Origin of the sequence: Myxococcus virescens (genome assembly GCF_900101905.1) — a bacterium.
Lineage (GTDB): Bacteria > Myxococcota > Myxococcia > Myxococcales > Myxococcaceae > Myxococcus > Myxococcus virescens.
In genome coordinates this window covers 326161-339520 of sequence record NZ_FNAJ01000005.1, presented here as the reverse complement: position 1 = coordinate 339520, position 13360 = coordinate 326161, and the positions used below count along the sequence as shown (strand labels likewise).

The 13360-nt window shown below is 69.9% G+C and carries 11 protein-coding genes and 1 pseudogene; 9 read left to right on the top strand and 3 right to left on the bottom strand.

Going from position 1 to position 13360, the window contains the following annotated elements; all coding sequences use genetic code 11:
- The first annotated feature begins 191 nt into the window (after positions 1-191).
- Together BLU09_RS17490 and BLU09_RS17485 are read left to right on the top strand one after the other, a co-directional pair.
- Positions 192-1379, top strand: a complete 1188-nt coding sequence (locus BLU09_RS17490; protein ID WP_244171802.1) for an SRPBCC family protein — start codon at positions 192-194, stop codon at positions 1377-1379.
- A gap of 295 nt (positions 1380-1674) precedes the next feature.
- Positions 1675-2565 (top strand): LysR family transcriptional regulator, encoded by an 891-nt coding sequence (locus BLU09_RS17485; protein ID WP_090490677.1) that lies wholly within the window; start codon positions 1675-1677, stop codon positions 2563-2565.
- 137 nt (positions 2566-2702) lie between these two features.
- Here the strand turns inward: BLU09_RS17485 and BLU09_RS40100 are convergent.
- A pseudogene (locus BLU09_RS40100) lies at positions 2703-2837 on the bottom strand (hypothetical protein); the annotation flags it as partial.
- A gap of 398 nt (positions 2838-3235) precedes the next feature.
- On the opposite strand from BLU09_RS40100, the gene BLU09_RS17475 reads away from it, so the two are divergent.
- From BLU09_RS17475 to BLU09_RS17445, 7 genes are all read left to right on the top strand, one after another.
- Entirely contained in the window at positions 3236-3940 is a 705-nt protein-coding gene (locus BLU09_RS17475; protein WP_090490675.1) for an ABC transporter ATP-binding protein, read from the top strand.
- Positions 3941-3950: 10 nt separating this feature from the next.
- Positions 3951-5378, top strand: coding sequence for a DUF3526 domain-containing protein (locus BLU09_RS17470; RefSeq protein WP_090490674.1), 1428 nt, complete (start codon positions 3951-3953; stop codon positions 5376-5378).
- 20 nt (positions 5379-5398) lie between these two features.
- Positions 5399-6814 (top strand): DUF3526 domain-containing protein, encoded by a 1416-nt coding sequence (locus BLU09_RS17465; RefSeq protein WP_167371105.1) that lies wholly within the window; start codon positions 5399-5401, stop codon positions 6812-6814.
- A 271-nt stretch (positions 6815-7085) separates the two neighbouring features.
- Positions 7086-7568, top strand: a complete 483-nt coding sequence (locus BLU09_RS17460) for a MerC domain-containing protein (RefSeq protein ID WP_167371104.1) — start codon at positions 7086-7088, stop codon at positions 7566-7568.
- 468 nt (positions 7569-8036) lie between these two features.
- The gene (locus BLU09_RS17455; RefSeq protein WP_090490671.1) at positions 8037-9227 is read left to right on the top strand and encodes a sensor histidine kinase; all 1191 of its coding nucleotides are present in this window, start codon (positions 8037-8039) and stop codon (positions 9225-9227) included.
- Positions 9202-9915, top strand: a complete 714-nt coding sequence (locus tag BLU09_RS17450; protein ID WP_090490670.1) for a response regulator — start codon at positions 9202-9204, stop codon at positions 9913-9915. Before BLU09_RS17455 ends, BLU09_RS17450 begins: the two co-directional genes overlap by 26 nt.
- Positions 9912-11018 (top strand): sensor histidine kinase, encoded by a 1107-nt coding sequence (locus BLU09_RS17445; protein WP_090490669.1) that lies wholly within the window; start codon positions 9912-9914, stop codon positions 11016-11018. Before BLU09_RS17450 ends, BLU09_RS17445 begins: the two co-directional genes overlap by 4 nt.
- Before the next feature lie 26 nt (positions 11019-11044).
- On the opposite strand, the gene BLU09_RS17440 is transcribed toward BLU09_RS17445, so the two are convergent.
- Positions 11045-12958 carry a M56 family metallopeptidase gene (locus tag BLU09_RS17440; protein ID WP_244171801.1) on the bottom strand — a complete coding sequence of 638 codons (1914 nt, stop codon included), beginning with the start codon at positions 12956-12958 and terminating at the stop codon, positions 11045-11047.
- Positions 12958-13353: a BlaI/MecI/CopY family transcriptional regulator gene (locus BLU09_RS17435; RefSeq protein ID WP_090490667.1), complete on the bottom strand. Its 396-nt coding sequence runs from the start codon at positions 13351-13353 to the stop codon at positions 12958-12960. The genes BLU09_RS17440 and BLU09_RS17435 overlap by 1 nt, the downstream gene beginning before the upstream one ends.
- Between the last annotated feature and the right edge of the window lie 7 nt (positions 13354-13360).

Sequence of the window (13360 nt, the reverse complement as noted above, 5' to 3'; positions counted from 1 at the left end):
ACGCCCGAGCCTGCGGGCACCGTCCTCGTTGCCCAGTCAACGCGAGGACCTCCGGGCCCCGGGCCGTCCGGTTGGTGGTCAGCCATCCCCCGCGGACGCGAGCGAGGCAGCCCCTTCCCGTCTGCTGCACCGCGCCATCGCCGCCGTCACGTTCCGTGGAGCGAAGGACACGAGCCAGAAGGAGGCGGACGATGAAAGCTGCCCTATGGGGAATCGGTGGCGCGGGGCTGGGCCTGGGGCTGATGTACTGGACGGACCCACGCAGTGGCCGCTGGCGCAGGTCCCATCTGCAGGGGAAGGCCGTCCACGCGGCGCATGAGGCGGGAGGCGCGGTGGGCGTCGTCGCTCGGGACCTCTCGCAGCGCTCGCGCGGTGTCTTTTTCGAATCGATGCGCAAGCTGCACCGGGAACCGGTGGAGGACCTCGTCCTGGAGGAACGGGTGCGCTCGGCCCTGGGCCGGGTGTGCTCGCATCCCGGAGCGATTCGCGTGATGGCTCGGGATGGCGTGGTTCGGTTGGAAGGCCCCATCCTTCGCGAGGAACTCCGGCGCGTGCTGCCCCGCATCGGCAAGGTGCAGGGGGTGCATGGGCTGGACAACCAGCTTGTTCCGTATGCGGAGGGCTCAGCGCACCCGGCGCTGCAAGGAGGCAGCATGCGCTCGGGTGAGTCGAGGCCCTTCTTTCAGGAGCACTGGTCGCCGTCCGAACGACTCTTCGGGGCGCTGGGCGGCCTGACGCTGACGGCCTGGGGGCTGGGGCGCCGGGGCGTGACGGGAACCCTGGCGGCCCTGGGCGGCGTGATGCTGGGCACGCGGGCCTTCACGAACCTGGGGCTGCGGCGGCTCACGGGGATGGGCGCGGGACGGCGGGCCATCACCCTTCACAAGGACATCAACGTGAACGCGCCGGTGGAGGAGGTGTTCGCCTTCTGGAGGGAGATGCAGAACTTCCCGCGGTTCATGACACACGTGGATGAAGTGATTCCGGGCGTCGAGGGCCGCTCGCACTGGAAGGTGCGCGGGCCCGCGGGGCTGCACTTCGAATGGGACGCCGTCGTCACGAAGTTCGTGCCCAACAAGGTGCTGGCCTGGAAGAGCGTGGAGGGCACGGCGGTGGAGAACCTGGGCGTCATCCACTTCGAGCCCACGCCGCGCGGCGGCACTCGGGTGGACATCCGGCTGTCCTACAACCCGCCAGCGGGGGCCATTGGCCATGCCTTCGCGAAGCTGCTGGGCGCGGACCCGAAGAAGCAGATGGATGACGACCTGCTGCGCTTCAAGTCGCTGCTGGAGCGGGGGAGGGCCACCGGCCGTGAGACGGTGACGCGGGAGCAGGTCGCGCCCCGGCGTATGGCGCCCCGGGGCCCCCTCACTCACTAGGCGGTGCCGGCCCCGGCGCTTCAATCCATCGCTGAGTCGCTGGGGCTTCGTTTCCCGACTGGGGCTCGTCAGGCGGCGCTGTTCGAGGCGCCCATTCTGCGGGCCAAGACACCTGAAGCCCCGCTGCGGGCCTTCATCTGCCACGTTCCAGCTGTCCGGCCGCTTGGCGATTCCAGTGGGCGCGGTCCAGGCGCGCGACGTGCGCTGACTGGACCCCTCGGCGTGCTCTGGCACAATGCGGAATGTCTCGTGACTCCCTTCGGACGCACCGGAGGCAGCGTGCGCAGGGGGCGCGATGCGGCTCGACCTCGCGGATCTTCGCTTGTTCCTCTGCATCGTGGATGCGGGGAGCATCACGCAAGGTGCCCAACGCGCGAACCTGACGCTGGCATCCGCGAGCGAGCGTCTGCGCAGCATCGAGGATGCGGTGGGCGTCAAGCTGCTCGAGAGGCGGCCTCGGGGCGTGGTGACGACCGAGGCCGGTGATGCACTCGTGCACCACGCTCGGTTGATCCTGCATCAACAGGAGTTGTTGAAGGATGAGTTGAATGCGTTTGTTTCAGGCCGGCGCGGCACCATTCGCCTCTATGCCAACACCGCGGCGCTGACCGAGTACCTGCCCGAGAAGCTGGCGCCATGGCTTGCCAGGCACCCGAGGCTGAACATCGACCTGAGAGAGCGAACCAGCGCGGATATCGTCAAGGCGATCGAGGCAGGCCTGGCGGAGGCCGGACTGATTTCGGACGCCGTGGAGACGGGCACGCTTCAAGTCCGCGCGCTGGAGCCCGCCCCCCTGGTGCTCATCATCCCCGCAGGGCACCCGCTGGCTGTATCCAAGAGCCTCGCGCTCCGCGATGTGTATCGGGAGCCCTTCGTCGGTCTGGCGGCCGAGAGCGCCTTGCAAGAGCACATTGACGGGCACGCACGTCGCGCGGGCTTCGAGGTGTCCTTCCGCGTCCGGATGAAGGGCTTCCGGGGGCTGTGCGAGATGGTGTCTCACGGCGTGGGCCTGGGCATCGTCCCGGAGCGCGTTGCCAATCGGCACCAGCGGGAGGGCACCTATCGGAAGGTGCCCCTTTCGGAGGCCTGGGCCCAGCGCCGGCTCTGTGCCTGTTTCCAGGACTGGGACGGCCTGTCATCTCCTGTTCGTGCGTTGCTGGAGTACCTGCTCGGTGGGGGAGAATGACGGCGCGCGCGTGTCATGGGCGCCCGGTGTTTTGCTGCGGAGCGCTCCCCGGTCTTGCGAGCACCCAGCGCGGCCATCGCCATGGCGCGCGAGCGCGCGGTCACGCTCGGGTCTGGCGCGTTGGCGATGAACGCGACGTAGGGTGAAAGCGCCTCGTTTCCATCACCGCAGTGGACGTCCACCACCGCGTCGCCCCGGTCGAACACCTCGTGGGTGAGCACATGCGCGATGCGCTCCGTGGGCGTGCCAGAGGCGTTGCCAGGAAAGACACGGTTGAGGTTCTTTCAGTCATCCGGGCCGTAATACACGGTGCGTCGCTGGAAGGACGGCACGTTGGCGATGTGGACGATGACCACCGTGCCCCGGCTTCGCGCCCCGTATCACCGTGACTGGCAACGGCGGCACGTCTCCAGTGCCACCTGGAATGGGGAGGTAGCCGTGGGCACGCTGGCCTGGTGCCGCCACCGCGCTTCCCCATGTCGCCGCAGTGGCGTCCGGAGCCGCCTGCGCGGCCAACACCAGGTTCAAGAGCACCATCACCGTCAGCACGTTCGACCTCCCGGGCCCGGGAATCCCCGAGCCCTGTCGCATGCCAGGAATGCTGCCAGGGCGAGAGTGTTGATGCAATCAAGTTGCGTTTGTGCTCAGGTGTCCGTTATGGGGATTGCCCATGCTTGAAGCGAAGAAGCTGTCCAAACGTTATGGCGAGCACCTGGCCCTGGAGTGCCTGGACCTGTCCATCGGGGCGGGTGAGGTGTTCTGTCTGCTGGGGGCGAACGGGGCGGGGAAGACCACCACGCTGAACCTCTTCCTGGGCTTCATCACCCCCACGCAAGGCGAGGCCCGCGTCGCCGGGTTGGAGGTTCAGCAACACGAGGCCCACGTGCGCGGGCTCCTGGCGTACGTGCCCGAGCTGGTGATGCTCTACCCTCGGCTGACGGGCCGGGAGAACCTGGCCTACTTCAACACCCTTGCGGGCCGGCAGGCGCTGTCCACCCAGGAGTCCAGCGGGTGGTTGGCGCGCGCGGGGCTGCAACCGGGGGCGATGGACGTCCCCGTTGGCCGCTATTCGAAGGGCATGCGGCAGAAGGTCGGCATCGCCATCGCGCTGGCGAAAGGCGCGCGGGCCTTGCTGTTGGATGAGCCCACGTCGGGGTTGGACCCGCTGGCGTCCAACGAACTCTCCGAGCTGCTCCTTCGCCTGAGTGGTGAAGGCATGGCGGTGCTCATGGCGACGCATGACCTGTTCCGCGCGAAGGAGTCAGGCACGCGGGTGGGCATCATGAAGTCGGGCCGGCTGGTGGAGACGCGCGCCACGCGGGACCTGGGGCACGCGGAGCTGGAGCAGCTCTACCTGGCGCACATGCGTGGCTGAGGACCGACGAATGATTCGAGCCATCGCCCGAAAAGAGTGGATGGAGCTGTCTCGCGACGGGCGCTTCCTGGGCGCGGGAGCCCTGGTGTTCTTGCTGGCCACCGTAGGCATCGCGGTCGGCGCGCTCCATGTCCGGGACTCCCGGGCCGAGCGCGAAGCGGGTGCTCGCCTGACGCGCCAGCATTGGTTGGAGCAGGGAGAGAAGAACCCGCATTCGGCCGCGCACTACGGTGTCTGGGCGTTCAAGCCGGAGTCCGTCCTGGCCACGTTTGACCGCGGCGTGGAACCGTATCTGGGCGTCGCCGTCTACCTGGAGGCGCACAAACGGAATGCCACCCAGTACCGGCCCGCGGCGGACGCCACGGCGGCGGCGCGCTTCGGAGAGCTCACGGGGGCCGGGGTCCTCCAGCTCCTGCTGCCCCTGCTGATCATCCTGCTGACCTACTCCGCGTTCACCACCGAGCGGGAGCAGGGAACGCTGCGCTTGCTGTTGAGCTCCGGCGTGCGTCGGCATCAGCTCGTGCTGGGCAAGGCCCTGGGCGTAGGGCTGGCGCTCGCGGCGCTGCTGGTGCCCCTCTTCGTGGTGGCCGTGGTGTTGGTGGTGGGCCTGGGCGGCGGAGCGGGCGTCTCGCCGGGCGAGCTGCTGGGGCGTCTGTCGGGGCTGGCACTGGGGTATGGGCTGTACCTGTCGGGCTTCGTGTTCCTGGGGCTGGCGGTCAGCGCGCGGGCGCGGACGTCGCGGGGGGCCTTGGTGGTGCTGTTGGGCGCGTGGATGGTCAACGCGCTGCTGGTGCCCCGGCTCGCGGTGGACGCGGCCCGGGCGTGGGCGCCGGTGCCCACGGCGCAGGACTTCGCGCGGCAGCTGGCGGAGGACTACGAGAAGGGCCTGAGCGGTCATGACCCTGCGGACCAGCGACAGGCGGCGCTCGAGCGCGAGACGCTGGCGCGCTACGGCGCGGCGTCCCTGGAGGCGCTCCCCGTCAACTTCCGGGGCATCGCGCTCCAAGCAGGGGAGGAGTACAGCAACCGCGTGGGAGCGCAGCGCTTCGGCGAGTTGGAGACCCGCTACGGTGAACAGGAGCGACTGCACCGCTTCTTCGCGCCGCTGTCGCCCATGCTGGCGCTGCGGCACCTGTCGGCGTCGCTCGCACGGACGGACATGTCCGCGCACCTTCGCTTCACGAAGCAGGCGGAGCAGTACCGGCAGGGGCTGGTGAAGCAGATGAATGACGCCGTCACGTTCCGCTCGAAATACGGCGACGTGAACTACAAGGCAGACGCGTCGCTGTGGCGTGAGGTGCCGGAGCTGAGCGTGGACGAGGAGCGGCTCTCGGATGCGCTGGGCGCGCAGGTGCCGGAGCTTCTCCTGCTGGGCCTCTGGCTGGCGTGGACCACCCTCTTCGCGTTGCGCGCTTGCGAACGCCTGAGCGCCGTCTGAGGCACGACGAGACCATGAACATGTCATTGCTTCGACACGAGTGGTTCCTGCTCCGGAAGGACCGGATGCTCGCCTTCTCAGCCGCGCTTCTGCTCGGCTTGATGGCGTTGGGCCTCTACAACGGTTGGCGTTTCACCCGGGACCTGCGGACCTACCAGCAGCGCCTCGTTACCCAGGAGACGGAGCGGCGGGCCCGTCTGGCGGAGCAGGCGGAAGCCTTGCGCCAGGGGCGAGGGCCGGAGCTGCCGCCCTGGAAGAGCCCGGCGATGCCGGTGCCAGTGGGCAACACGCTCGTCCAGCCCGAAGCCCTGCTCCCTCCGGGGCCGCTGGGCGCATTCACCGTGGGGCAGATGGACCTGTTGCCGTCCGCCTATCAGGTATCGCTCCAGGGGCGCCTCACGGACTTCGCGCGTGACACGCTGGAGCACCCGGTGCACCTGGCGACAGGAACGTTGGACCTGTCGTTCGTGCTGCTCTACCTGCTGCCCCTGTTCGCGCTCGCGTTCTCCTTTGACCTGGTGTCGCGCGAACGCGAGGACGGAACGCTTCGGCTGGTGCTCGTGCAGGCCACGGGCCTTCGCGGCTGGGCGCTGCGAAGGCTCGCGGTCCGCGCGGGTGTCCTGCTGGGCCTGTGCGTGCTGGCGGGCGTCGCAGGCTACGCGCTGACGGGCGGGGCAGGGGGGCTGGGGCGGTTGGCGGGCTGGCTGACGTTGGTGGTCGGGTACGGTGCCTTCTGGTTCGCGCTGGCGCTGGCTGTGAATGCGCGGTCCCTGAGCTCCGCCACCAATGCGCTGGTGCTCGTGGGGGCGTGGCTGGTGTTGGTGGTCGTGGTGCCCGCGGTGGCGCAGCTGGGCGTGAGTGGCCTGTATCCGGTTCCGTCCCGCGTGGCCCTGGTTGGGGCCACGCGCGAGGCGTCGCTGGAGGCGCAGAAGCGCGGCAGCGAGGTGCTGTCCGCCTACTTCGAGGACCATCCGGAGCTGGCGCCCAAGGGGGCCAAGGCGGAGGGGTACTGGCCCACGGCGCTGGCCGTGCAGGACGAGGCGGCCCGGGCGACCGCGCCCGTGGTGGCGGCCTTCCAGTCGCAGTTGGAGCGGCAGCAGGATGCGCTGGGGGTGCTGCGCTTCCTGTCTCCCGCGCTGGCTTTCCAGCAGGCGCTCCAGGACGTGGCGGGCACGGGAGGCTCACGGCACGAGCACTTCTTGCGCCAGGTCGACCACTTCCACACCACGTGGCGTGAGGCACTGCTTCCTCGCGTCTTCTCGGGAGCCACCTTGGGGGCCGCGGAGCACGCGCGGCTGCCTCGATTCGCCTATGTCGAGCAGCCGGGCACCGACATCGTGCCCCAGGTGGCGCTGGGGCTTCTCGCGCTCGTACTGCCGACGCTGCTGGCGTTGGGGCTGGGCCTGGCATGGTTGGGACGGCCCCGCATCGCTTGAGCGTGTGGCCGTCGTCGTCGTCGCGGTTCGCGGCCCGCGAGGAGGGAATCCTCGCGGGCCGTTGCGCTGTGCCTCAACGGTGCTGGCATGCGCGGTGCGCGAGCTTCAGCGCGGAGCGGCGCTCGTAGCGCCTGTGTGACGTGGCTGGCTCGTACCTCCCGTGTGTGGGCGCGCGTCACGTCACGCCGCGCACGGGCACGTGCGTCTCTGGATTGTCGAACAACGCGGCTCCGGAATCTGCCGGGGCCGGCTTCCCCCTGGAATGACTGTGATGCGCTCCTCCTCTTCCTCTGTTCCTGATGCAGCCTGCGATTGCGCCCATCACCGGGCTCAAGCCGCCACCGACCCGAACGAGCCCGTGAAGGTGCCGGGAGGCCGCTGGTCGATGCTGGTGCCGTTGCTGGCGTGCGCGGTATGCCCCACCTGCCTGGCGACCTATGCACAGGTACTGTCGTTCCTGGGCGTGGGACTGTCGCTGACGGAGTCCGCGCACCAGGTGTTGCTCGCCGTAGCCGTCACCGTGTCATTGGCCGTGAGTGGCTGGCGGTTGCGGCGTCTGCGGCGGGTGGGCCCACTGCTGGTGACGGCCGCGGGGTGCGCGCTCCTGGTGCTGGGGCATGCATTGGAAGAGGACCCGGTGCTGACGTGGAGCGGGGTGGTGGTGTTGCTCGCGGGGGGCCTGTGGGAGCGCCGTGTCTGGCGCCGGATCTTCACCCGAGGTTCCGCATGCGAGCATCCCGCCGTCCAGCCCTGAGCAGGCGGGACGGCGGGACTCCGAAGCGGGGTTCAGAGCGTCTGGAGGAACGCGAGCAGGGCGTCTCGCTCCGGAAGTGTGTCGCGTGTCTCAACCCCGCAGAACGGAGCGGCGCGGACAAGCGTTCTCGGTTGTTGGGATTTTCCTCGAGCCCACGCGCGCAAACCTTGCGCACAGCGGGTCTCGATGTCGGACGTGCGCACATCTTGCGCGTGTCCTCGGGCTTCCTCCGTGCTCAGTCGCTGGCCTGGGCCTTGCTGAAGCGCTCTAGCCGGGCCGGAATGACCTGGCTCCAGGAGACTTCATGGCCATTCGCGGTGCGCCACCGGCGGTCCATGTCATGTCCCCGGCGGAGTCCTTGGACTCGGGGGGCGTGGCCCCTGGGCGGCGCGCCGAGCCAGCGCGAAGCGGGGGAGGAAGTTCCTGCGCTCAGGCGTTCAGCGCGGATAGGCTCTTACCCCAGGACTCATGGCGGAAACCTTGTTCGAGGAATTGAAGCGGTACGTGGGGTTCAGCTCGGCGGACGAGCAGGCTCTCGTGACCTTGCACGCCACCGCGAAGCCCCACTTCGCGCGCTTCGCTCGCGTCTTCTACGACCGCATCCTGGAGCATGAAGGGGCTCGGCAGGCGCTCGAAGGGGGCGAGAGCCAGGTGGGCCACCTGCGCGGCACCCTGCAGGTGTGGATGGACCAGCTCCTCCGCGGCCCTTGGGACGAGGCCTACTACGCGCTGCGCTGCCGCATTGGCCGCATGCACGTGCGCATCGCACTGCCGCAGCACTACATGTTCGGCGCGATGAACATCCTGCGGCAGGAGTTCAACAGCCACATCGACGCCACCTACCTGGAGCAGCCCGCGGCGCTCCGCGCGGCCCGCTCCGCGGTGGGGAAGATGCTCGACCTGGAGCTGGCCATCATGCTCCACACGTACCGGGAAGATCTGCTGGCGCAGCAGGCGCGCAGCGAGCGGCTGTCCACCTTTGGCCAACTGGTGGGTTCCATCGGCCACGAGCTGCGCAATCCGCTGGGCGTCATCGAGACGTCGCTCTACATCCTCCGGGGGCGCCCGGGGGCCGTGGACGAGCGCACGATGAAGCACCTGGACCGCATTGGTGACCAGGTGGGCATCGCCAACCGCATCGTCTCCGACCTGCTGGACATGATTCGGGACCGGCCCCTGCACCGGCAGGAGGTCTGGTTGGACGAGGTCTGGCAGGAAGCGCTCAAGGCCGTGCAGCGGCCCGACACCGTCGTCGTGAGCGCGGAGGGACTGACCTCATTGCCCGCGGTTCAAGGAGACGCGGGGCAGCTGCGCCAGGTGTTCGTGAACCTGCTCGACAACGCCGTCCAGGCCCTGGAGGAGACGGGCGGGACGGTGTCACTGTCCGCCGCCACGCCCGAGCCGGGGATGGTGGAGTTGGTGCTGGAGGATTCCGGGCCGGGTGTCAGCGACGTCATCCGCCGCCGCCTCTTCGAGCCGCTGATGACGACGAAGGCGCGCGGCATCGGGCTCGGGCTCGCGCTGGTCAAGCGCATCGTGGAGCGGCATGGGGGGAGCATCGCGTATGTCCCCCGTCCTGGAGCGGGTGCGCGCTTCGTGATTCGGCTTTCCCTCGTCGCTTCGGAGGAGACGCATGCGCCAGTACCTCCTGCTGGATGACAACCTGGCGTTCGCGGAGAACCTCGCGGAGATTCTGCGCGACGGCGGGGACGCGGCCACTGTCGTCACGAGCGGTGACGAGGCCGTGCGGTTGGCGCGCACCACGCGCTTCGACGTCCTGCTGACCGACATGCGCATGCCCGGCATGAGCGGCGCGGATGCCGTGCACCACCTTCGCCGCGTGGATCCGGGCCTGGCCGCGGTGGTCATCACCGCGCACCCACGCCAGAATGACTTGGAGACGGCCCGGCGCGAAGGTCTGCTCGCGGTGCTGCCCAAGCCCGTGCCCATCCCCACGTTGGTGGAGCTGCTGTCCGGTGCTCGCCGGGATGGGCTGGTGGTGCTGGTGGAGGACGACCCGGCGCTGAGCGACAACATCGCGGAGCTGCTGCGTGGGCGCGGCTTCTCCTGTGTGACGGCGGCCTCGGTGCTGGACGCGGACCGAATCCTCTGCGTGCAGCCCTTCGCCGCGCTGGTGGACCTGCGCGTCCCCGGGGGGCCGGATGGTGAGGCCCTGCGACGGCTGCGCGCGCGCTATCCGCACCTGCCCACGTTCGTCATGACGGCCTATCCCGACGCGGCCCCGCTTGACGGGACCACGGGCGTCTTCTCCAAACCCTTCGACCCAGGCGCGCTGATGGAGGTGCTGGAAACGGCGCACGCGGCACGCCCCACCCACACCTCATGAGCGAGCCCTCCTCTCCGTCCCGTCCGTCCGTCCTGGTGGTGGATGACAACGCGGCCTTCCTGGACAACTTGGAGGAGTTGCTCGGGGACGCGGGCTACGCCGTCCGCGGCGCGTCCAGTTGCAAGGCGGCGCGCGAGCGGGTCCGGGAGGGCTTCGACGTGGCGCTGGTGGATCTGCGCCTGCCAGACGGAGATGGGACGGCGCTGGCCGCCGAGCTGAAGGCCGCGTCGCCGGACTCGGAGGTGGTGCTGCTCACGGGCTTCGCCACGTTGGAGACGGCGGTGGCCGCGGTGCGGGCGGGCGCGTGTGCGTACCTGATGAAGCCTTGCGCGCCGCAGGAGCTGCTGCTGACGCTGGAGCAGGCGATGCGGCAGGTGCGCCTGCACGCGGAGAAGCGCGAGCTGGCACGGCGCGCCCAGGTGACGGAGAAGCTGGCGGCGGTGGGGACGATGACGGCGGGCCTGTCCCACGAAATCCGCAACCCGCTGAACGCGGCGGCGCTCCAGCTCTCCGTCCTCGAGCGGCGTCTACGGCGTCTTCCGGATGGGCAGCAGGCGCCCTTGCTGGAGCCGCTGCTGTTGGTGCGCGATGAGATTCGCCGCCTGGACCACATCCTGGAGGACTTCCTCCAGTTCGCGCGGCCTCGCGAGTTCCGTCCCGCCTCCGTGGATGTGAACGAGCTGCTGCGGCGGGTGGTGGACCTGCTGAGCGGACAGGCCGCGTCCCGCAAGGTGTCGCTGGAAGTCTCGCCACGCGAGTTGCCGGTGCCGTCGGTGGCGGGCGAGGAGGAGCGGCTGCGTCAGGTGCTCATCAACCTGTGCCTCAACGCGCTGGAGGCCACGCCAGCGGGAGGCACCGTGACGGTGTCCGCGGGTCACGAGGGCGGGCGGGTGTGGCTCACCGTGGACGACAGCGGCCCGGGTGTTCCCCAGGAGGTCCGGGACCGCATCTTCGAGCCCTTCTTCACCACGAAGGCTCAGGGCTCCGGGCTGGGGCTGTCCATCGTCCATGCCATCGTCACGCAGCATGGCGGTTCGCTGGAGGTGGACTCGGCGCCCGGTGGGGGCGCTCGTTTCATCCTCCGGATGCCGCTGGCGGGGTAGGGCCCGTCAGCGGAGGGCGGGATGCGCTACCGCTGCGCCGTCGGGCTGTGGAACTCGAAGGCGTCGCAATCGTCGCACGTCCCTGGGGCCGCGGCGCCCACCACATCGGAGAGGTCGAGGCCCGCGAAGTGCCGGGACTCGTGCATTCCACCACCCGGCTCCTTCGTGAACCAGATGTCGAAGACGTAGCGCACGGCCACGGGTTTTCCGTTGAGCGTGGCGGGCTCGTAGCGCCAGGTGGAGAGCGTGCGGATGACGCCTTCCTCCAGGCCCCGCAGGCCCTGGATGGGCTGGCAGTCGGTGACGGAGCCCTGCGTGGTGATGATGCAGCGGGCCACCACCGCGCCCTTGGGGAAGCCTCCGAAGTGGGACTGAATCCCGTAGGCGATACTGGGAAGGTGGATGCGCTCGCCCGAGAGGAACCGGGGCGGGGTGATTCCGGGCCGGAGCGTCTTGACGGGGGCCGACGCCTTCATGGCCTTGTAGACGGCGTCGAACGCGGAGGCGCGCGAGGGCGCCGGCGCGGAGACGACCACCCGGGGCAGCTCGGTGGCGTGCTCGTCGGCGTGCGCGGAGGCCGCCTCGGCCAGGGTGGCGTCGGGCGGCTCCTGGGCGGTGTCCTCGAGCAGGACGGGCGCGGTGGGCTCACCGTCGAGCGAGTAGGGCACGCGCGACAGCTCCGTGCGGGCAATCGTCCCCGTGTCCGGGATGAGGAGGGGGGCGGGCCGCGTGGGACGGGCCTTCGCCGCGGGTGCTCGCTCTGCCTTCGCCGCCGCCTTCGGGCGCTCGCTGGGCGCGGGGGCCCGCGGGGCCTGGGCGGCGAAGGTCGCCGGGGCCACGAGCAGATGGTGCATGGGCATGGTGCTGGACAGTCGCTGCACCGTGCTGGGGGTTGCCTCCACGTGGAGGTGCGGCGCACTCACCGGCTCCGTGGCGTGGGCCGTCTCCGGCAGCTGCGACGACCCCAGGGCCACGGCGAGCACGGCGCTGCCCAGTCCGCTGGCGAGCCGCCAGGACCTGCGCGGCGTCATGTCCTCGGACGCGGACAGCAGCCGGCGCACGCGCATCAGGAGCGAGCCATCGCTGACGCCCAGGGCGGGGTGGGGTGATGGAGCCAGGCGCAGCTCCTCGATGTGGGCCAGGGCGCGGGCGTAGAGCAGCGCATCCCCGCAGCACTGGACGGCCAGGTCATCCGCGCAGTGCTCACGCTCCTCGCGGATGCGGTGGGACAGCCACCAGACGGCCGGGTGGTAGAACAGGAGGGTCTCCACGAAGGACTGGAGGAGGTTGACCACGTAGTCGTGGCGCCGGATGTGGCCCAGCTCGTGGGCGAGGATGGCCTCCAGCTGCGCGGCGGACAGCCCGGTGATGGCACCCGCCGGCACCAGGATGAGGGGGCGCCACAGGCCAATGACCATGGGCACGTCCACGCGGGCGGAGGCCAGCAGGCGCACGGGCCGGGACAGGCGCACGTGGCGCAACGCACGGGTCAGCGCCTCACTCCAGTGGGCCGAGGGGGCTTGCGTCTCCTGCCGGGCCATCCGGTGGGTGATGAGCCAGGCGGCCACGGTCCGGGCCGACAGGAGGAGCACGCCGCAGCACCACGCCGGCAGCAGCCAGGGACGGAGCACCTCCGTCCAGTGCGGAGCCGCCAGGGACGCGGTCTCCGTCGTGACCACGGCCAGCATGCGGGACTGGGTCAGGGACTCGAAGGCGCCGAACGTCACGGCGCGCGAGGCCTCCGCCAGCGCGGTCAGGAACGTCACCACGGGCAGCACGGCCATGGCCACCATCCCCAGACACGCGGCGGCGTAACGCGCCCGCGCGGCGCGCTGCGGCGTCAGGGACAGGATACCCGCGACCGCCAGGGCCACCACCGCGCCCTGCCACAGGAAGCCGAGCAGCGCCTGCTCCAGGGCGTGGAGATAACGCGCGTCCATCACTTCCCCCGCTTTTCGTGTGCGTCGAGCAGCCTGCGAATCTCCGCCAGCTCCTCGGCGGACGCGCGCTTCATGGACAACGCCTGGGCCACGACCGACGTGGCGGACCCTCCGAAGGCCCGGTCCATCAAGTCGCGCAGGAGGTCGCGCTGGGTGCGCGTCTCGCTGATGGCGGCTTCATAGACATGGGTCCGTTCGCTCTCGTCACGTTGGACGATGCCCTTCTCCGTCATGTTCTGCAGGAGCTTGAGGACGGTGGTGTAGCCGGTGTCCTTGTCCTGGGTGCCCCGGAGCAGCTCGTGCACCTGTCGGACGGTGCTGGGGCCCTGCTTCCAGAGCACGCGGAGGATGGCCAGCTCGGCCCGCGTCGGCTGCGGGAAGGCGTGGGTGGTCATCTCGTGG